The 19,383-nt window shown below is 63.8% G+C and carries 16 protein-coding genes and 1 pseudogene; 11 read left to right on the forward strand and 6 right to left on the reverse strand.

The features are described 5' to 3' along the window. Window positions 1–30: 30 nt before the first annotated feature. Window positions 31–519: a hypothetical protein gene (locus AB0323_RS13045; protein WP_366177701.1), complete on the reverse strand. Its 489-nt coding sequence runs from the start codon at window positions 517–519 to the stop codon at window positions 31–33. A gap of 1,369 nt (window positions 520–1,888) precedes the next feature. Between AB0323_RS13045 and AB0323_RS13050 the strand changes: the two genes are divergently transcribed. Further along, window positions 1,889–2,824: an Ltp family lipoprotein gene (locus tag AB0323_RS13050; protein WP_366177702.1), complete on the forward strand. Its 936-nt coding sequence runs from the start codon at window positions 1,889–1,891 to the stop codon at window positions 2,822–2,824. Window positions 2,825–3,226: 402 nt separating this feature from the next. Here the strand turns inward: AB0323_RS13050 and AB0323_RS13055 are convergent, their stop codons facing one another. After that, entirely contained in the window at window positions 3,227–4,147 is a 921-nt protein-coding gene (locus tag AB0323_RS13055) for an ATP-binding protein (protein ID WP_366177703.1), read from the reverse strand. A gap of 448 nt (window positions 4,148–4,595) precedes the next feature. On the opposite strand from AB0323_RS13055, the gene AB0323_RS13060 reads away from it, so the two are divergent. The 3 genes from AB0323_RS13060 to AB0323_RS13070 all read left to right on the forward strand — a co-directional run bounded on the left by AB0323_RS13060 (window position 4,596) and on the right by AB0323_RS13070 (window position 7,185). Further along, window positions 4,596–5,594, forward strand: coding sequence for an NADP-dependent oxidoreductase (locus tag AB0323_RS13060; RefSeq protein ID WP_366177704.1), 999 nt, complete (start codon window positions 4,596–4,598; stop codon window positions 5,592–5,594). A 46-nt stretch (window positions 5,595–5,640) separates the two neighbouring features. Further along, window positions 5,641–6,507 (forward strand): alpha/beta hydrolase, encoded by an 867-nt coding sequence (locus AB0323_RS13065; protein WP_366177705.1) that lies wholly within the window; start codon window positions 5,641–5,643, stop codon window positions 6,505–6,507. Between the two features lie 75 nt (window positions 6,508–6,582). Beyond that, window positions 6,583–7,185, forward strand: coding sequence for a helix-turn-helix domain-containing protein (locus AB0323_RS13070; RefSeq protein WP_366177706.1), 603 nt, complete (start codon window positions 6,583–6,585; stop codon window positions 7,183–7,185). Between the two features lie 92 nt (window positions 7,186–7,277). On the opposite strand, the gene AB0323_RS13075 is transcribed toward AB0323_RS13070, so the two are convergent. After that, complete coding sequence (locus AB0323_RS13075) at window positions 7,278–8,144, reverse strand: GntR family transcriptional regulator (RefSeq protein ID WP_366177707.1); 867 nt, start codon at window positions 8,142–8,144, stop codon at window positions 7,278–7,280. A gap of 274 nt (window positions 8,145–8,418) precedes the next feature. Between AB0323_RS13075 and AB0323_RS13080 the strand changes: the two genes are divergently transcribed. The 5 genes from AB0323_RS13080 (at window position 8,419) to AB0323_RS13100 (ending at window position 13,547) form a co-directional block, all read left to right on the forward strand. Next, a complete protein-coding gene (locus AB0323_RS13080) occupies window positions 8,419–9,684 on the forward strand; it encodes a RuBisCO large subunit C-terminal-like domain-containing protein (RefSeq protein WP_366177708.1) in 1,266 nt (421 codons plus the stop codon). A gap of 1 nt (window position 9,685) precedes the next feature. After that, window positions 9,686–10,984: a four-carbon acid sugar kinase family protein gene (locus AB0323_RS13085; RefSeq protein WP_366177709.1), complete on the forward strand. Its 1,299-nt coding sequence runs from the start codon at window positions 9,686–9,688 to the stop codon at window positions 10,982–10,984. Window positions 10,985–11,036: 52 nt separating this feature from the next. Continuing rightward, the gene (locus AB0323_RS13090) at window positions 11,037–12,080 is read left to right on the forward strand and encodes an alcohol dehydrogenase catalytic domain-containing protein (RefSeq protein ID WP_366177710.1); all 1,044 of its coding nucleotides are present in this window, start codon (window positions 11,037–11,039) and stop codon (window positions 12,078–12,080) included. 73 nt (window positions 12,081–12,153) lie between these two features. Beyond that, entirely contained in the window at window positions 12,154–13,185 is a 1,032-nt protein-coding gene (locus tag AB0323_RS13095) for a 2-keto-3-deoxygluconate permease (RefSeq protein ID WP_366177711.1), read from the forward strand. A 209-nt stretch (window positions 13,186–13,394) separates the two neighbouring features. Then, window positions 13,395–13,547, forward strand: a complete 153-nt coding sequence (locus AB0323_RS13100; protein WP_366177712.1) for a hypothetical protein — start codon at window positions 13,395–13,397, stop codon at window positions 13,545–13,547. Between the two features lie 481 nt (window positions 13,548–14,028). Here the strand turns inward: AB0323_RS13100 and AB0323_RS13105 are convergent, their stop codons facing one another. Together AB0323_RS13105 and AB0323_RS13110 are read right to left on the reverse strand one after the other, a co-directional pair. After that, on the reverse strand, window positions 14,029–15,201 hold the full coding sequence (locus tag AB0323_RS13105) for an NAD(P)-dependent oxidoreductase (RefSeq protein ID WP_366177713.1): 1,173 nt from the start codon (window positions 15,199–15,201) through the stop codon (window positions 14,029–14,031). Beyond that, window positions 15,198–16,526 carry an MFS transporter gene (locus AB0323_RS13110; RefSeq protein ID WP_366177714.1) on the reverse strand — a complete coding sequence of 443 codons (1,329 nt, stop codon included), beginning with the start codon at window positions 16,524–16,526 and terminating at the stop codon, window positions 15,198–15,200. The genes AB0323_RS13105 and AB0323_RS13110 overlap by 4 nt, the downstream gene beginning before the upstream one ends. Window positions 16,527–18,039: 1,513 nt before the next feature. Here AB0323_RS13110 and AB0323_RS13115 point away from each other — a divergent pair. Then, a pseudogene (locus tag AB0323_RS13115) lies at window positions 18,040–18,561 on the forward strand (putative Ig domain-containing protein); the annotation flags it as partial. A gap of 8 nt (window positions 18,562–18,569) precedes the next feature. Here the strand turns inward: AB0323_RS13115 and AB0323_RS13120 are convergent. Further along, the gene (locus tag AB0323_RS13120) at window positions 18,570–18,848 is read right to left on the reverse strand and encodes a hypothetical protein (RefSeq protein WP_366177715.1); all 279 of its coding nucleotides are present in this window, start codon (window positions 18,846–18,848) and stop codon (window positions 18,570–18,572) included. Window positions 18,849–18,856: 8 nt separating this feature from the next. On the opposite strand from AB0323_RS13120, the gene AB0323_RS13125 reads away from it, so the two are divergent. Next, window positions 18,857–19,383 (forward strand): fibronectin type III domain-containing protein (locus tag AB0323_RS13125; RefSeq protein WP_366177716.1); only part of this gene is annotated, 527 nt, incomplete at its 3' end.

The following is a 19,383-nucleotide window of genomic DNA, read 5'->3' on the forward strand; positions in this document are numbered from 1 at the left end:
TTCGCGCACCCGCGACTGGCGCGAACATCGTCACTGCCCCGGCTTCGTTACATGAACGACAACAGTCTTGGACACTGGGACGCTTTCTCCAGCCTTCTCCAAACTCGTCACCGTCCAGTTTGACAACAGGAACACGGACTTGCCCGTGTCTGAATTCCAGACAACATGCTTATATCCAAGCGCTTCAAGTTCATCGCTCAGAGCCTGTGCATTTTGCCCAGCAGCATCGGCAGGCAAGACCGCCGTGGCCACCGCAGGAGCTACAGGTGCAGCAACAGGCGCCACGGTTTGGGTGACCATGACCGTGACCGTCGGCGCGGGAGCCGTGACGGTCTGAGTGGCAGTGACCGTTTGGGTGGTGGTCACCGTCGGAGCCGCCTGTGGACTTCCGCCACAGGCGGCGAGTGCGAGGGCCAATCCAGAAATTCCCAGTGCCAGGACATATTCTTTCAAGCTGATTCCCCTATTTACGTGATGAGTGATTTGTAGTGCGCACATCAGAAGTCGATGCAAAGACATTTTTGCACCTTCTTCGCGAAAACGGCCTAGGCTCGCTTCCCACCCGACATTACGAAACCGTCGGCGAATGAACTCTCGATCCAAGAACCTGCTGAATCCCGGAGGAGAACTACATTCACCGGTGGACTAGCCCTTCGCGGAAGCCACCGGACCATGAATTCGCCGAAAGAGATGCAGGCCCCCTGTCGGCGTTGCCTTGCCAAGAATGAGTCGCCGCGGCGACGGCAGGTAAAAGCCGCTGTTGGACGATGCATTTCACATCAGCGTATTCCGGCTAGCTCGATCAGGCCACCGCAGCCTCGGACCTATTGTCCCCGGCGACTTTCTGAACGTCCAGGCGACTCGGAGCTTTCTACAGCGCAATTCAGACTCAGACTGGCACCTCTTCCGGAATCGTCGCAATGGCCTTGTTGAACTTGTTCTGGACGACAGCCGAGCCATTGCGCCCAGGAGCAGCATCAACCAGAAGGCTGCGTAGCGGCCGCTGCGGTGTTTCATTGATTCTCCTGTTAATAAATCCCGTCCGGAAGCGGGTCGGGAAGACTCAACACGCCCACTGACAACTCCGGCCCACAATCGGATTAGGGCCTGGTTCGATCACGAGGTAATGCGTCATGTCTGACTATCGGTCGCCCGGGACGTTTGGCTAGCTCTTAACGCAAGAAATTTTCCCCGGCAGCCGTGTGAGCGGCAGGAATGGCGCCGGAGCCAAACCGGCATCAGGAAACGGCGACCGCCCTCGGGCACCAGCGACGCCAGCTACTAACAACTGCCCAACTAGGCTCTCCACAATGGCATTCCCAAGCCCAAGGAAAATCTCCCATCGCCGATAGTTCCTGAGATGCCCGAGCTGCGCGTCTCTATCGCTGCCGACTTGGACGATCCTAAACAATCCGGCGACGCCAAAAGGGAAACTCGCCTAATCGAAAACTCAATTGATCCAAGGGCTATGGCGGGCAGTCAGCGGCACCTGACTCAGCCCAGTGTGCAGCGTGTAAAAGTGGAATGTAAGCGGCCGTGAATCCGGAAACGTTGCCGCTGGAGGCTCTCGGACGGTCGCCCGGAATCTGCCTCAACCGACGGAGCCTGTGCGGCAATTAGCCAGAGCGAGCATTGTCGCGAGCACCCACGAAGAGTTTTCTGTGTGATTGATTTCCATTTCGTGGATACGGTGTAGCATCCGTCTACGGGTACTTAAACCCGTGACGCTATTTGGGGGAAGCGATCATGTTATCTCCAGCCTGTACGAGCATCACCCACGCCTTTGTGGTGATCCCGCAGTGCCTACCCCAGCGAGCGTCCATCACCGCCGCACCACTCCGAACGCTTCGCATCGCACGTCGGTCAGGTGTCCTATGAAAGGACTCTCATGAGCCAAAACCCCAACCTCGCCCCTTATCCCCCCGCCCCCGAATACGGACAGGGGCAGCAGACCAATAAGTCGTTCCTCGCGGCATGGTTGCTTTCCCTCCTCCTCGGCGTTTTCGGCGCGGACCGCTTCTATCTAGGCAAGGCGGGAACCGGCATCCTCAAGCTGATCACCTTCGGCGGTCTGGGCATCTGGGCTCTCGTCGACCTGATACTCCTGCTGGCGAACAAAACCCGCGACAAGCAGGGCCGTCCGTTGGACGGTTATGACAGGCACAAGAAAGTGGCGATGATCGTCACCACCGCCTTCATCCTCCTCAGCATCATCCTGAATGCCACTCGAGCGGGCGCCGTTCAAACGTCTGCCACGACCACCTCCGCACCGAATACGTCTACAGTCACCCCCTCCGCAGCTACAGCGGCTGAGGTCGCTGCTTCTGCTAAGGCTTCGGCTGAGGCTTCAGCTAAGGCCTCGGCTGAGGCTGCCGCAAAGGCGAAGGCTGATGCCGACGCTGCCGCCAAAGCGAAAGCTGATGCTGACGCCGCCGCCAAAGCGAAAGCTGACGCCGACGCCGCTGCGAAGGCGAAGGCCGATGCCGACGCTGCCGCCAAGGCTCAGGCCGAGGCGGCTGCCAAGGCGGCAGCTGGGACGGTCAGTCAGCAGAACGCTCTGCGGAAGGCTGCTGATTACCTTGGTTTCAGCGCCTTTTCGCGTACCGGACTGATCGGCCAACTGGAGTTCGAGAAGTATTCAGCGGAGGATGCAACATGGGCTGTGGACCGTGTGAAAGTCGACTGGAACCAGCAGGCAGCCAAGAAAGCCAAGGACTACCTGGGATTCACCTCCTTCTCCCATTCCGGGCTGGCGGACCAGCTGGTCTTCGACGGCTTTACCCCCGAGCAGGCGGAGTACGGGGTGAGCCAGGCGGGTCTCTAGCGGCGTTTCCGAGGCCTGTCGTGGCGCCGGGGCCGATGCGGCTGAACTTGAGTGTCCGGGATACCAACACCAACCCTCTACTGCTGAAGCCACGCCGCACCCAGGCCTTGCCATGAACGGGGCAAATCCGTCGGTGCCCGCTCATTCTGCTTGCGCGCAGAATGAGCGGGCAGGAATTACTCGAGCGGCCACAGCATTAACGAGTACAGACCACTCGCCCGGGTGAGGACTTCGACGGACAAGGGTCTGTTTGCCGCGTGGGCCTGCGCACCGGCGATGCTGCTCGGGGGGTGAACCGAGGATCCAGTCCGTGCCGCGGTCAGGACGGCTGCCCTGGCCCAAGGGGTTCACGGGGTACGGTCTCCTCTATTCGATTCCGCCCTGTACCGGGTACTGGTGCAGCTACAGCCGAGAGCATCTTTCAGGGCAACGCCCTCGTGCCGATCGTTGGCTGCATCCCGGTGCGCCTGCCAATATCGGTGGTCGACGACGGTCCGGGATCTTCGGCCATGGCCTGCAGGAAATCAGGTCCCGCCCGGACGTCGTCGACAGCGCCGCTTCAATGACCACCCGCTCGTTCCGACGCCGGCCCGCCGTCACCGCCCGGCTGACAGCGGCGGCATCCAGACCGCCCGGGGTCTTTTCGGCTTCCTGCCAAAGGTAATAGCCGATCAACTGGATCAGAAACGGATAACCGACCGTGCCCTCCGCCGCGACCCTGGCCAGCTCACCGTCCAGAGCCACGCCCGCCGCGGCGAACGATTCGGCGAAGGAACGCTCAACCTCCGCGATCGAGGCCACATGCAGATCGATCCGGTCAGCGCCCCGGAGGAACGTGGCCACTCCTTCGTTCAGCAAACCGGAAACAGCCGCAAGTAAACCCGCGAAAATCAGCCCGATCGGCAGGCCCACGCGAACGAAATGCCGGACATCCGCGGCAAGCTGGGACAACTCCACCCGGTCCGCCGCATGGATCTCATCCACCGTGATGACCAACCCCGTCCCCCGCTCCGCAAGCAAACGCAAAAGCACCGCTCCCCGCACCCGCCAATCGACCTGCTCCTCCGGCGCAAGCTGGGTCGTGACCGAGAACCCGGCCACCGACACCCCCGTCACCCGCCGGCCCGTCGGCCCATCCCCCAGTTCGTTCGGCAGCCTGCGCATCGCCTCCCCAATACGGCCCAGGAATCCGCCGGTCGCGGTCTCGGACACCACCGCCCAGCCACCGGCCACAGCCAGGTCCTCAGCGGCACCGAGCATGACGGTCTTGCCGATCCCCCTCGCCCCGATAAAGATAGTCAGAAGCCCCGGCGCGCCCGACAAGATCCGGCGGCGTCGCCCCAGCCGTCGGCCGAAATGGGTTCCCCACACCTGCTCCTGTGAATGTCGATGAATCTTATGAATCCTGTGAATCTCGCGATACCAACCCGCCCGCAGGTTACAGGACGCAAGCAGCCAATAGTTCGAGAGCGAACATACACCGTTACCAGAATACTTGAAGTTTCAACTAAACTCGGCGAGCCGTGCCCTGCCTGTCCTTTCTCAAGTTAGTTCGCCACTGTTCGCCGCACTCCCCTGCTCGCAATCAACTAGGCCCGGCCTTGACAAATATATGAGTGCAGTCATAATTGATTGTGGTCACCCTCTTGAGGGCCGGTCCAAAACATGCCGGTACTGACAAGAGTGCCCGGCGCGGAGAGCGACGCGCCGAGATATCGCTGCATCAATGGCACCAGCTACCAACCAAAACCCCCAGAAGGAGCATCACGGCATGCGAGCGTTCGTCGTCACCAAGTACAAGGAGCCGCTGCTCGAAGCGGAGGTTGCTGAGCCGACCGTCGGCGAACGGGACGTGCTCGTGCAGGTTCAAGCGGCAGGCCTGAACCAGTTGGACGAGAAGATCCGGCTGGGCGAGTTCAAGCAAATCCTCCCCTACAAGCTCCAGCTGATCCTCGGCAATGACGTGGCCGGCACCGTCCTGCAGGTCGGGTCTAAGGTGCGCGGGTTCAAGCCCGGTGATGAGGTTTACGGCCGCCCCGATAAGGACCGCATCGGCACGTTCGCCGAGCGCATCGCCGTCGCCGAGGATGACCTTGCGTTGAAGCCTGCATCGGCCAGCATGGAGGAGGCCGGCTCGCTGCCGCTCGTGGCGCTGACCGCATGGCAGGCCCTCGTTGAGCACGGCAACGTGCGTCCCGGACAGAAGGTTCTCATTCATGCGGGAGCCGGTGGGGTCGGCTCTATCGCCGTCCAGCTCGCCAAGCACCTCGGCGCGACCGTTGCAACCACCGCGAGCGGCTCCAACGCCGGCTTCGTGCGCGACCTCGGAGCCGACATCGTGATCGACTACCGCACCCAGGACTTCGAGCAACTCCTCAGCGGCTACGACCTCGTGCTCGACAGCCTCGGCGGGGAGAACCTTGAGAAGTCACTGCGCATCCTCAAACCCGGTGGCAAGGCCATCGGTATCTCCGGACCGCCGGATCCGGCGTTCGCCCGCGAAGCCGGGCTGAATCCTGCGCTGCGCCTCGCAATCACTGTACTCAGCACTAAGATTCGCCGGCATGCCAGGAAGCTCGGCGTCAGCTATGAGTTCCTCTTCATGCGCGCCAACGGCGACCAACTGCGCCAGATCGCATCGCTGGTCGACGACGGCGTGCTCCGCCCCATCGTAGGGAAGGTCTTCAGCTTCGACCAGACCCCAGAGGCGCTGCAGTACCTGGCCGAGGGCGGCATCCGCGGCGAAGCAGTGGTCGCCCTGAGCAACTGAACCGCCACCTTTTCCACTTCACAAACCACGCAGGAGAACAACCGTCATGGACAACACCGGCACCCCGCACGACTCTGTCGTTACCTCGTACGCGATAGCACCTACCAAAGCCATCACAGCCGAAGGTGTCACCTACGCCTACCGGGAACTGGGGCCGAAGGGCGGCATCCCCGTCATGTTCTTCGTGCACCTAGCCGCCACATTGGATAACTGGGATCCCCGGATCATCGACCCCATCGCGAAGAACCGCCACGTCATCACCTTCGACCAGCCGGGTGTCGGCGCTTCCACCGGGCAAGTTCCCCGCAACATCGAGGCAATGGCCGACGACTCCTACACCTTCATCAAGGCCCTCGGGTTCGACAAAATCGATGTCTTCTCCTTCTCATTGGGGGGCATGATCGCCCAGGACCTGGCCCTCAAACATCCCGACCTTGTCCGCAGGCTCGTGCTCACCGGAACCGGCCCGCGCGGCGGCAAGGATATCGACAAAGTCGTCGGCACCACCTACTGGGACATCGTCCGCGCAATCCTGACAAGGTCCGATCCCAAGGAGTTCCTGTTCTTCAACCGCAACACCACCGGCAAACCCGCAGCGAAAGCGTTCATCAAGCGCCTCCAGGAGCGCAGCGCCGACCGTGACAAGCCGATCAGCACCCACGCATTCCAAACGCAGTTGAAGGCAATCCAGGCCTTCGGCCGCTCCGCCCCGTCAGACCTGTCCACACTCACGCACCCCACCCTCATCGCCAACGGCGACAACGACCGCATGGTGCCATCCGTCCTCTCCGAAGACCTGCACCGGCGCATCCAAGGATCCGAGCTGATCATCTACCCCGACTCCGGCCACGGCGGCATCTTCCAGCACCACGCCAAGTTCGCACCGACCGCCGTCGAATTCCTCGCCAACTGACCAGAAAATGCCGCTCTTGGAGGTCTACACTCCTAACTGAGCCCAGTCAGTTAACTCGAGACGAGAGAGACCTTCATGCCCGTCGTACCCCAGCCGCTCGGAAGACGTGAGCGGAACAAGCAGCTGAAGCTTGACCGCATCACCGCCGCGGCCAGTGCACTGTTCGCGGAACACGGAGTTGAGGAGGTCACAACGCAGCAGATCGCCGATAGGGCTGACATCGGCACCGGAACCCTGTTCCTATACGCAAAGACCAAGGGAGAACTCCTCCTGCTTGTGCAGAATGCCCACTACGCGGAAGCTCTCGAACGGGGCCGGGCCGATGCTGAAACCATCCCGAATGCACTAGATGCAGTGATGGCCATCGTGCGGCCGATCGTGGAGTGCAACCGCGTCCAGGTCGACAATGGGCGCACTTATCTGCGGGAAATGGTCTTCGGCGACCCGGCCGAGCCGCAGCACAGCAAGGCTCTCTCCATCGTCGCTCAGACCGAGGAGGCCATCGCCGCCGTCCTGAGCCGCGATGAACTTCTCAATGCCGATGATGCCGCGACAACCGCACGCATCGTCTCGGCGATCATGTTTCTCAGCATGGCAGTGAATGCAAATCCCGCTCTTCGCACCGAGAACATTGTGCAGGACATCGGGACCCAGATCCGCCTGCTCCTGCCCCGCTGACACGAACCTTCAGCTATTTCCGCCAGGCTTGCCGCATGTCGGCCGGAACTACACCCAAACCAAACCGGACGCGTCGTCCGTGGGGCCCCGCGTTAGTGGGCTCCTCGTTCGAGGTCGGCCAGTTCTGATTCGAGTTGTTGGGTCAGGGTGCGCAGGCGGCGGATGTGTTCTTGGGAGACGCGTCCTGGCTGGCTGGTGACTTGCGCATCGACGTCGAAGACGGTGTTGGGGCTGTGCCATACGTTGAACCATTCGAGGCCGTGGCCAAGGGCGTCCCGGGTGACACCTTGGAGCAGGAGCAGGGGTTCGCGGGTGGTGATGTTCAGTCTTCGTGCCAGGTCAGTATCGGAGGACACGGCCTGTACCTGGCGTGGTCCGCCGGCGGGGTGGTAGCCGTGGTCGCGCATCAGGCCAAGGAGTGAGGCGTTTTCGAGCAGTTCCGCGGTGAAGTGCGGGAAGAAGTCGCGCGGGACCCAGGTGCGCATGAAGGCGACGGGTAGATCGTCGAGGTAGCGGACCCGTTCGATTTTCCAGGTGTTGGTGGTGTTCAGGGCCTCGATGCCTGCCTGGGGCGGCTCGGAATGTTCCACGCTGAGGACATGGGTGCGCAGGCGCTGGCCATGCGCGGCCGCCTGCTCGTCGAGGCCGCCGGCGCGCTGAACATGCCGGCGAAGGACAGGCGTTGCGGCAACGACGCTGCCGCGGCCCCTCTGGCGCCGGATCAGGCCGAGGTCGGCAAGGCCGGATAAGGCCTGGCGCACGACGCTGCGGGAGACCCCGAATTGCCTTTGCAGTTCCTCTTCGGTGGGCAGGGAGGAGCCCGGGGGCAGCGCAAGGTTCACGATCTGCCGGTGCAGGATGTCCCGGATCTGGGCATGAAGGGGGCCTCCGGCTTCCCGGTTCAGGCCACCGCCGCGTCCGGCCGGCTCCGATCCTGCTTCTGCTGGTTCCAAACTCACGCTCACTCCTTTGCCGCTGTGCAAATCTTAGCGCTCCCGCTGCGTGCCCAGCGGGTTGGGCGTGCTATCGACCGGTCTTGACGTGACCTGCACCACCCATTATTGTACGTATCAAAGGTACGTACAACTTCGGGACTTGGGATCACAGAAGATGCCATGGATACGGAGTGCGCGTCACCTGCTTGAGCCCGCATTGGCGCGTGAGCGAAGTGAAAGTACCTGCAGGTGACAGTCGGATACGTGAGTTTCAAATCCCCCTTGAATTGGAGAGTCCATGCGCGACCCGCGCTCGGTGCGTTGCACCTATTACCTAGAGTCTGAGATTGAGCCCGAGAAGGCCGCGACCATCATGGCGGGTGAGCAGTCCAGCGGCACGTTCCTGCCGGTGCCTGGCGAATCCGCCCGGATCCGGGAACGGCACGCCGCCCGGATAGCCGATATCCAGGAGCTCGGCTTCTGCCGGCCTTCCCTGCCGTCACGGGCCAACCCGGAAAAGGTCCGTGCCGCACTGGTGACCGTTGATTTCCCGATGGAAAACGTCGGCACCGACCTTGCCACCCTGCAGACTGCCATCGCGGGCAATCTCTTCGAGCTGGGCGACCTTTACGCGTGCCGGCTCCAGGACATTCAGCTGCCCGGGGACTTCATCGCCGCCCACCCTGGCCCGGCCTTCGGCATCGAGGGGACGCGCAAGCTCATCAGTGAGGTTCAGGGCGTTATGGTCGGCACCATCGTCAAACCCAACGTCGGGCTGTCCGAAGAGGAATTCAGGCTGGTGGTCCGGGATCTGGCGATGGCGTCCATCGACCTGATCAAGGACGACGAGCTGATGACTGATCCGGGGTACCTGCCGCTGGAACGCCGGGTCGCGGTCGCTACCGAGGAAATCCGTGCCGCCGAGCAGGTCACGGGCCACTCGACGATGTATGCCTTCAACATCACCGGTGATCTTGCCGGGCTGCAAAAGCGCCATGACTTGGTGGTGGAGGCCGGTGGCCGCTGCGTGATGCTGAACATCCCGGTGATGGGAATGCCGGCCCTGGCGTTGCTCCGCGGCTTCGCCGAGGTCCCCATCCATGGCCACCGCGCGGGCCTCGCCGCCTCCATGCGGTCCAAAGCCCTGGGCATGGATTACCGGGTCTGGCAGCAGATGGCCCGCCTTGCCGGGGCCGACCACCTGCACGCCAGCGGACTGGGCAGCAAGTTCTACGAACTCGACGAAGAAGTCGCGGCCAACATCCGCAGCCTGCTCGAACCTCTCGGACAGACCATCACACCAGTTCCCGTGTTGTCCTCAGGGCAGAACGTCACCACTCCCGGCCCCACGTTCGACGCGGTGGGTTCCACCGATCTGATGATGCTGGCCGGCGGCGGGGTCGCCGCGCACCCGGACGGGCCCGGCGCCGGAGTGCGCAGCCTGCGCCAGGCGTGGGAAGCCGCCGTGGACAGGGTCCCGCTGCAGACTGCAGCCGCCAGGCAGGCGGAAACTGGAGATGACGCCCTGTTGCATGCGGTCCAAACGTTCGGGAAAGGTGCCTGACATGCCAGCTTTCGGTTTCGTCGCGGACGACCTCACCGGAGCCGCCGACGTCCTTGCCCAGTCCCACCGCTATGGCCTGGACGCTGCGCTGGTCATCGGGGACGCGCCCCTGCCCACCGACACCGACGTCATCGGCTTCGCAGGACCGGCACGGTCCCTGTCCGGAACGGCGTTCGACAACCTGGTAGCCCGCGACCTTGCCGGGATTGCGGCCCTGAACCTGGAGGTGCTGCTGTACAAAGTTTGCTCCACGTTCGACAGCTCCACCACCGTGGGAAGCATCGGCCGCGGGATCCAGCTGCTCCATCGGCAGTTCCCCCTGCACGGCCCCATCCCGGTGGTGCCGGCCCAGCCGGGCTTCGGCCGTTACACCGCCTTCAGCAACCACTACGCGACCCACGCCGGAAAAATCTACCGGCTGGACCGCCACCCGGTGATGTCGCGGCACCCGTCCACCCCCATGTCCGAGGCGGACCTGCGCCAGGTCCTGGCCGAACAGCTCGGCGGAACCCAGGTGCCCGGAGCCATCCACCTGCCTGCCTACCTGGACGGCACCTTCAAGGACGCCTGGGCCGACCGCCGTCGGGACCCCGGAGCACAGGCCTTCGTCGTCGACGCCGTGGACGAACACCAGATGGACGCCATCGCAGAAGCCCTCACCCGGGAAGAACACGGCCACGGCCCATCCATCGTCGTCGGATCCGGCGGCATCATGGCAGCCCTGGCACGCTCCATCTCGGACCAGGCTCTGAGTACCCCCGGGCCGCAGCGCCATGCCGGACCGGTACTGGCCGTCAGCGCTTCAGCCTCCAGCACCACAGCGGAACAAATCAACGACGCCGTCTCCAATGGCTGGCAGGAAGTTCCCGTGCCTGCCGAACTGCTGCAACGTGATGACAGAACCCTCGTGGCAGCGCTCGACGAACAGGTCTCCGCTGCCCTCCGGGCAGGCAGGAACGTCGTCGTCCACACCACCCGCGGAGCGGCGGACCCCCGCTACGGTGCTGGTAAACCGGTCGACGCCGGCTACGTCGGCACACTCATCGGTGGCATCGCCGCCAGGATGGCAAACGCCGGGCTCACCCGTGACATCGCCGTCTGCGGGGGCGACACCTCCAGCCATGCACTCATCGCCATGGGCGTACGCCAACTCCGGGTGTCCGACCAGTTCGTCACAGCAGGCCCAATCCTGAAAGCCGACGGCGCTTCCGCCGTCAGCAGGTGCAGGCTCCTGCTCAAAGGCGGACAGGTCGGCCCGACCGACATCCTGCGCCGCTTCGCCGGCCAACTCCCCGGCTGACCCACAAACAAGTTTTCCCACGCATCACCAGAACCAACGAAAGGCGGCCCCCATGCGGGCAGTAGTCAAGAACGCAGCCGAGCGAGGCGTGACCTACGTCACCGACGCCGGCGATCCCAAAGCAACAGAAGGCTCCGTCGTCATCGAAGTCGGCGCAGCCTCCCTGTGCGGCACCGACCGCGAACTCTACGAATGGACCCCCTCAGCCCAGGCATTCAACCTCAACCTCCCGGTCATCCTCGGCCACGAAGGCGCAGGAACCATCATCGAAGTCGGTCCCGGCGTCACCGGGCTCAAGGTCGGCGACCAGGTCGCCCTCGAAAGCCACCTCACCTGCGGCCAGTGCTTCCCCTGCCGCACCGGCGACGCACACACCTGCGAACGCACCGGCATCCTCGGCATGCACATCGACGGTGTCTTCGCCGAGTACGCAGCCGTCCCGCAAGACATCTGCGTCAAGCTCCCCACCGGCCTGTCCCTGGAATCCGGGGCACTGCTCGAAGCGGCCGGCGTCGCCGTCCACGCCATCCAGCGCGCCAACTACTCCGTCGCAGGCCGGTCCGTGCTCGTCAGCGGCGCCGGCCCCGTCGGACTCGTCGTCGTGAACCTGGCACTGCTCATGGGCGCCAGCCATGTCATCGCCGTCGACCCCAACCCCTACCGAAGGGCCCAAGCCGAGAAACTCGGTGCGACAGCCCTGCACCCCGACGACGGCATCATCGACCGCTGCCGCGAACTGACCGGCCGCCGCGGCGGCTTCGACGTCGCCTTCGAATGCTCCGGAGCCCCCGGCACCCTGACAACACTCTTCGAAGCCGTCCGCCGCGAAGCGACCGTCATCACCGTCGGACACCCCAGCCGCCCCGCAGAAGTCGACATCGCCGCCTACATCAACAAAAAGGGCATCACCCTGCGCGGCATCTTCGGACGCCGGCTCTGGGAAACCTGGGAACAAAGCCTGCTGCTCCTGGACTCCGGGAAGTTGGAACTGGACTGGCTCATCACCCACCGCAAGAAGCTCAGCGACATCGACGATGCCGTCGAGCTGCTCACCGCAGACGCCTGCAAAGTCCTGCTCATCCCGGGTCTGGGCTAAACACACCCCCACCCGCGCACCCGCCCCCGAACGCGCGGACCAAGCACACCCCAGCCATTCACAGGAGAAATCAATGTCGATTCCCATCAAGAAAGCCCTGGACAAAGTCCCCGGCGGCATGATGCTGGTGCCCCTTGGCATCGGCGCCGTCATCCACACCCTGGCACCTGACGCCGGAAAATTCTTCGGATCCTTCACCGGCGCATTCTTCACCGGCCTGGCACCCCTCCTGGCCGTGTTCTTCGTATGCCTCGGCGCAACACTCGAAGTGAAATCCACGCCCTACATCCTCAAAAAAGGCGGCGTGCTGCTCGGCTCCAAGATCCTCTTCGCCATCCTCATCGGCGTCATCGCCGGACGCTTCCTCGGCGAAGCACCCATCGACTCAGGAATCCTCGCAGGCCTCTCAACCCTCGCACTCGTCGCCGCACTCAACGACACCAACGGCGGTCTCTACATCTCCCTCATGGGCCAGTACGGCCGCAAACGCGACGCGGGCGCCTACTCCATCCTGTCCCTGGAATCAGGCCCCTTCCTGACCATGGTCACCCTCGGCATCGCCGGCCTGTCCGCCTTCCCCTGGCAGGCACTCGTCGGGGCCATCCTCCCGCTGGCACTGGGCATGCTCCTGGGAAACTTGGACAAAAACATGCGTAATCTCCTGGCCCCGCTGGTGCCCGCGATGGTGCCGTTCCTCGGCCTGGCCCTCGGCCTGACCATCAACCTCAACGCAGTCGTTGAAGCAGGACTGCTCGGCATCGTCCTCGGCCTGTTCGTGGTCTTCGTCGGCGGCGCCGTGCTGCTATTGGCCGACAAGCTCACCGGCGGTGACGGCGTTGCCGGCCTCGCCGCAGCAACCACAGCCGGCAACGCCGCCCTTGTCCCGGCCATCATCGCCACCGCCAACCCCGTCTACGCCCCAGCCGCCGCACGCGCCACCGTCCTCGTGGCAGCCTCGGTCGTCGTCTCCGCGGTGCTCTGCCCGATCGTCACATCAGCATGGGCCCGCAGGGTACAGAAAAGAGAGAGCGCAACTGACACGTTGGAGGACTCCGCCGAGCAGGAGCCGCTTGCCCCCAAACACGCAGTAGAACCCCAAAACTGACCGGGGAGTACCAAAACAAGGGGGCGGGGCATGCACACCAGTGCCCGCCCCGCCCCATCTTTACATATCTGGACCGGAGACCAACGCGTCAATAACACAGGAAGGAACACCGTGAACACAGCCACCCAGCCGGCCAACACAAATTTCCCGGACCCCAAACCCGCCCGCTCGATTATCACCACCGGATCCACCTGAACACCGGCGACAGAGTGCTCGTCAAACGACCGGGTTACGCACCAGAACACGGCACCATCGACGACATTGCCGAAGACGCCTCATACTTCTGGGTCCGGATCGACGGCCAAAGCAGAATCCTCATCTCCCACGGCGACGGCACCACCATCCACAAAATCCTCAGCTAACCAAGCGCTGCGGAAACCGGGCGGCAGGCGAGAGCTCCCCTGACTGTCTCCTGCACCCGCGGAGGTGGATCCGAAAGGCGACATGGAGGGGACCCAAACTGACATCGGACTCAACTCCTCTCAGCCCTCCGATAAAGCAGACATAAGTGGGGACACTGTCCACACCCTCTTTGGCAGGACAAACGCCCGCGGTCAGCTCTCGCAAGTGGCCTAAGACCGCCTCCCGCAACGCCCTACAGCCAGTACGCCAGCGTTATGTCCTTCCCGCTCCCCCTGGCCCCATGAATAGGTCTAGGCCACCTCCACCGGACCTACCGTCGAATCAGATGTTTCTCGATCAGGATGGCGCTGCGCTGCAAACCGTTGATCCAAAGCATCAGGACCATCAGTCTCCAGGCCGTGGTGTGTTGCCGTCGATGGACGGATGACCCTGGCCACGGACCTGGCCACCCCGACGAGGTGCTGGACCGGCAGGGTGCCGTCACCTAGAGACGGCCGGCCGGGGTTCTGTGACCGGCACGTCGATATCATGGCCCTGTGAGCGGAGATACACCACGTGGCTGGCTGTTTCGGAGACGGCCACGGCCCCGACGGGCGTCACAGCACCGCCGATACCCCCGCCGCTGCTGGCGGAAGCGTCGGCTGCGTTGGCCGTCGGCCATGCGTCGGGGTTGAGCAGGTTGCGCGGCGGGCGGCCAGAAGCGACGTCGAGGACGGCTTCGAGCGCGCTGGCTGAAACGTCGCGCGTGAAATCCGCAGTCCAGCAAAGCGAGTGCGGCGAGAGCACGACGTTTTCCATTTGGAGGAGCTCGTCGTCGGCCGCCAGCGGCTCGGGCTCGAATACATCCAGCCCTGCCCCGGCGATCCGGTCCCGCCGCAGGGCGTCGCGCAACGCGTCCGTATCCACCAGTCTGCCCCTGCCGATGTTGACCAGAAAGGCCGAGGGTTTCATGAGCTCCAGCTCCCGCTGGCCGATAAGCTTCTCGGTCTCAGGCGTAAGCGCGGCACACAGCACCACGTAGTCCGATGCCCTCAACAGCTCCTCAAGGCCGACCAGTTTCACTCCGAGCTCGTCGGCCTTCGGATGGTGGCCGCTGCGGTTGTTGCCCAGCAGCTTGAGCCCGAGCGGAGCCGCCATTCGGGCCAGTTCGGCTCCCACACTCCCAAATCCGACGATACCGAGCGTGGCACCGTCGATAGAAGAGCCGCGGTGCCGTTCCCGTTCCGCCCAAGAGGACGTTCGGGTCAGCCGGTGCTTGGCGAGCAGCTGGTGCGCAAGAACGAGGACCAAGGTGAGGCCAGCGGCGGCGAGCGGCTTGCGCACCGCCGTCGGCGTATTCGTCACCAAGACCCCGGACCGGGTGCAGGCGTCTAGGTCGATCGTGTCGTAGCCGGCACCGAACCGGGCAACGAGTTTCAGCTTGGGTGCCGCCGCCATTGTCTCCTCGCCGAAGTGGATATGACCGAGCGAAAGCACGGCATCCATCCCCTGAAGGTGCTCGCGAGGGATCGGATCCTCGTAACTGGGCAGTACGTGCCACTGGATGCCCGCGTTCGTCAAACGTTCAAGGCCAAGGTCGCCATGGATCGAGGTGCCGTCTGGCCGGACGGCATCGGCGGTGATGGCGACCTTGAACGGTGCCTGCCGGCTCATGCTCCGACTACTTCGGGCGCGCGTTCGGCATCGATCGGCCGACGCACCAGACCGATATAGGCGACCGCCGCCAGGACCGCAATGACCCCGCCCAGGACGAACGACGGCGTGTACGAGCCGGTCGCGTCGGCGATCATTCCGGCAATCAGCGGAGAGAACGCACCGCCGAAGTAGCCGCCGAAGTTCATGATGGCGCCCAGGGATGCGACTTGCTTTGTGTCAACGATGTCCCCCGGCATGGCCCAGGCAGCAGACGTCATGGTGGCAATGCACCCCATCGCGATACTCAGCACCACCATGGAGAGGGTGAGGTCGCTGATGAAGGGCACAAGGCAAACCAAAACGCCGGAGGCGATCGAGGCGGCCACCGTGACATGGCGCTTGGCGGCCAGAGGGCTGGTTCCAGGACGACGTGAGTACCGCGTGATGATGTAGCCGCCGATCAGGCCCATGACTGCCGCCACGAGGTACGGGACTGCCGCAAGGAAGCCTGTGTTGGCGATGCTGACGCCGCGCGCCTGCTGCAGATACAGGGGCAGGAAGACAATAAACATATTCCAAATCCAGATCACGCAGAAGAATCCTGCCATGAGCCCCCAGACTTGGCGGTGCTTGAACAAGGCAAACCAGGACACACTGGCCGCAGAGACGGCAGTATCGGCCCGGTCCCGCTGGATGAGCTCGAACTCCTTCGCGGTGAGCCTTCGGTGCTCCTCCGGCGAGCGGTAGAACATGAAGAAGCCAACAGCCAGCAACACCCCGATGACGCCGAGGAACACGAAGATGGCCTGCCAGCCGAAGCCAAGCAAGATCGCAGTGAGGATGGGCGGGGCGATCGCGGGTCCCCACTTGGAGCCGCTATCCCATACAGCGGTGGCCTGCGCGCGCTCCGCACGGGGAAACCATTCCGCGGTTACCTTGGCCGACGCCGGGCTGTTGGGCGCCTCAGTAATACCGAGCAAGGCACGGAAAGTGACAAATTGCCACATCCTACTGCCAAACGCCATTAACGCTGTCGAAACGCTCCACAGTGCTATGGCGACGAAGTACATGCGACGAGCCCCGAGCTTGTCGATCAGCCAGCCCGCCGGCAACTGGCTAAAGGCATAGACCCAAGAAAACACGGTTCCCAGCAAACCGATGTCCGTTTTGGTGAGCGCGAGTTGCTTTATCATTTCCGGAGCCGCGATAGCAATGGCGCTCCGGTCCATGTAGTTCACGATCCCGGCCAGCAGTGCCCAGCCCAGAATCCACCAGCGCAGATTCTTGATGGTCCTGCGAACAGCCGATTCGTGCGGCTTTGATTGAACGGTCTCCGTTGCCACAACCCACTCCTTTGTGTTCTTTGACAGGGCCCGTCATCGTCGGCGGCACCCGCTAATCATAGACCCTATAGGATCTATGGATTCTCGCAAAGGGATATTGCCAGGTTTTTCTTGATTGCCCTCAAGTCACCACGGCAACGTTCGCGAGGACCTTGAGCTGCCGGCCGGCGGCGTCGAGCGGCTCGGCGTCGATGCGTTCGGTGAGCTCGCTCACCACGGCAGAGAAAACTCCGCCACTCAGCGGGACCCAACCTCCGAAGCCGAAAGTGTTGACACTGTCAACAGCGCCAGATTAGAAGTCCGACCGGATGGGAGCGCTCCCCGAACCCAGGATATGCGAGTGTTCCCGCCCAAAAAGCAGGTGCCGCCCACTCGCGCCCCAGGCGCTGGCCAGCACTTAAGCTCCGGATCAGGCGCCTTCTCGGCCGGCCGTTATGAGGCAGGGCTAAATGACACGGGACAGCTTTCGATCGCGGCGGCCAACGAGGTACTGACTATGAACGGCTCTGTCCATCCAGAGGAGGCCATGATGCGGGCGAGGATGACCAATGAAGTCGTTAACGTCGGCGGTAGTCCTTGGGCTAGCTCTCTGACTGGTCAGCGGGCAGCCTCAAGGTCCGGGCAAGCCGGCACCTCGCCCTCAGGCGTACCAGTGCCAGCCCCCGGAAGAACTGTCCTCCCGGGCCAGTGGGAGTGGTCCGTGCCGCACAGATCTCAGGCATAGCGCCTGCACCGACGCCACCTCGTAAGGGACACTCCCATGGCAAATACGGAGCATAAGGGAAATTCGGCACGAAGAGGGCGCCACCCGGCTCTGGCAGCCTCGCTTGTGATGGCCGCCTTAGTGATTTATGCAAGCTTCGGCTCGGCGGTCAGCGTTCAGGCCAGTACGTCCCCCTGCAACCCCACAGCTCCGGCTCCCACTAACGCTGACCCCGGCACAGTCGTTCTGGCCGATAACTTTGAGACCAATGATTTCAGTAGATGGACCACTGTCACCCAGTTGGGCGACGCCACCGCCACGGTGCAATCGGCAATTTCCAACTCCCCCGTCTGCGCTGCACAAATACATGTGACGGGGAATAGCGGCTCCGAGGCTAACGTGGTGAAAAATTTGCCAGCTTCGGCCAGGGAAGCTTGGGCCAGCGGCTGGTTTGACATCACGCGCGAAGGCAGCGCCTCGAACAATAACGTACCCACCTTGCGCTTCTTCAACGGCAGCACCCGCCTGTTGGACGTATCACGTCAAAACGGATCGGGCAGCCTGTTCGTGAGATGGCCTACCGGCTCAGGCTTCACCATCATAGGCATGGGGCACATAGCCGTCGGCCAAAAGTTTGCCCTGAAAATTCACCTGGTAGTCAATGGTGCGCAAAGCCAGGCCCAGGTATGGCAGGACGGCACCAAACTCTTTGACCGTTCGAACAGCACGACCGGGTTTATAGATCTCGGTTCAAATACTTCTATGAATGTGCTTCAGCTGGGGGCAGAGCACGCGATGCAGGATGGCGACATGATCGCCGATGACATCATTTTGAAGACGGTGGCTGCCGGTACACCGGCACCTCCGGTGTTCACCGCGGACACTCCCCCGGGCACCGCCACCGTCCACACCGCCTACAGCTACACCTTCGCCGCGACCGGCAGCCCGGCCCCGACCTTTGCAGTGTCTTCCGGTGCCCTGCCCGGCGGGCTGAGCCTTGACGCCACCAGCGGGGTCCTCTCCGGCACCCCGACGACGGCCGGCACGGCAACGTTCACGGTCACCGCGACCAACGGGAGCAGCCCCGACGCGGTCACCCCACCCCTCACGATCACCGTGGCAGCCTCGCCGACCGCGCCTGCCGCACCCACGGGCGTGAGCGCGACGGCGGGGAACGCTTCCGCGGTGGTGTCGTGGACGGCTCCGGCCAACGGCGGGTCCCCGGTCACCTCTTACACGGTGACGCCTTCGTCCGGCGGCACCGCTTTGGCCCCGGTCACCGTCACCGGGAACCCGCCCGCGACCAGCACCACCGTCACAGGGCTGAGCAACGGCACCGCCTACACCTTCACCGTCACCGCGACCAACGCCGTGGGCACGTCCCCGGGGTCGGCCGCGTCAGCCCCGGTCACGCCGGCCGCACCCGCTCCGGGCGTCGCCAACGGCGGGTTCGAATCCGGGCTGGCCTCCTGGACCACCGGCGGCGTCCGGGCACCGGTGGCCTCCACCACCGCCCACACCGGCACCGGCTCCGCGCTCCTGGGCCTGGCCTCCGGAGCCGAGCCGCTCGGGGACAGCAGCCTGGCCCAGACCATCACGATGCCCGCCGCCGGGACCACCAACCACCTTGTCCTTCTGGTACCAGCCCCACACCGCGGACGACACCTGCACCGGCACCACCTGCCGCTACGACTGGATGGAAGCACAAGTCCGCTCCACGACCGGCACCACCCTGGCCAGCCTGTTCAAACTCAGCAGCAACTCCGGGACCTGGACCCAGCTCAGCACCAACCTCTCCGCCTACAACGGGCAGAGCATCACCCTCTGGTTCAACGTCCACCTCGACGGCGCCAGCCCCGCCGACGACACCTGGATGTACCTCGACGACGTCACCCTCACCAACACCCAGACAACCCCCACGGCCCCCGCCGCCCCCACCGCCGTGACCGCGGCCGCCGGCAACGCCTCCGCGACCGTGTCCTGGACCGCCCCGGCCAACGGCGGCTCCCCGATCAGCTCCTACACGCTCACCCCGCGCGCAGGCGCCACCAGCCTGGCGCCGGTCACCGTCACCGGCAACCCGCCCGCCACCAGCACCACCGTCACCGGGCTGAGCAACGGCACCGCCTACACCTTCACCGTCACCGCCACCAA

Origin of the sequence: Arthrobacter sp. NPDC080031 (assembly GCF_040702485.1) — a bacterium.
GTDB lineage: Bacteria > Actinomycetota > Actinomycetes > Actinomycetales > Micrococcaceae > Arthrobacter.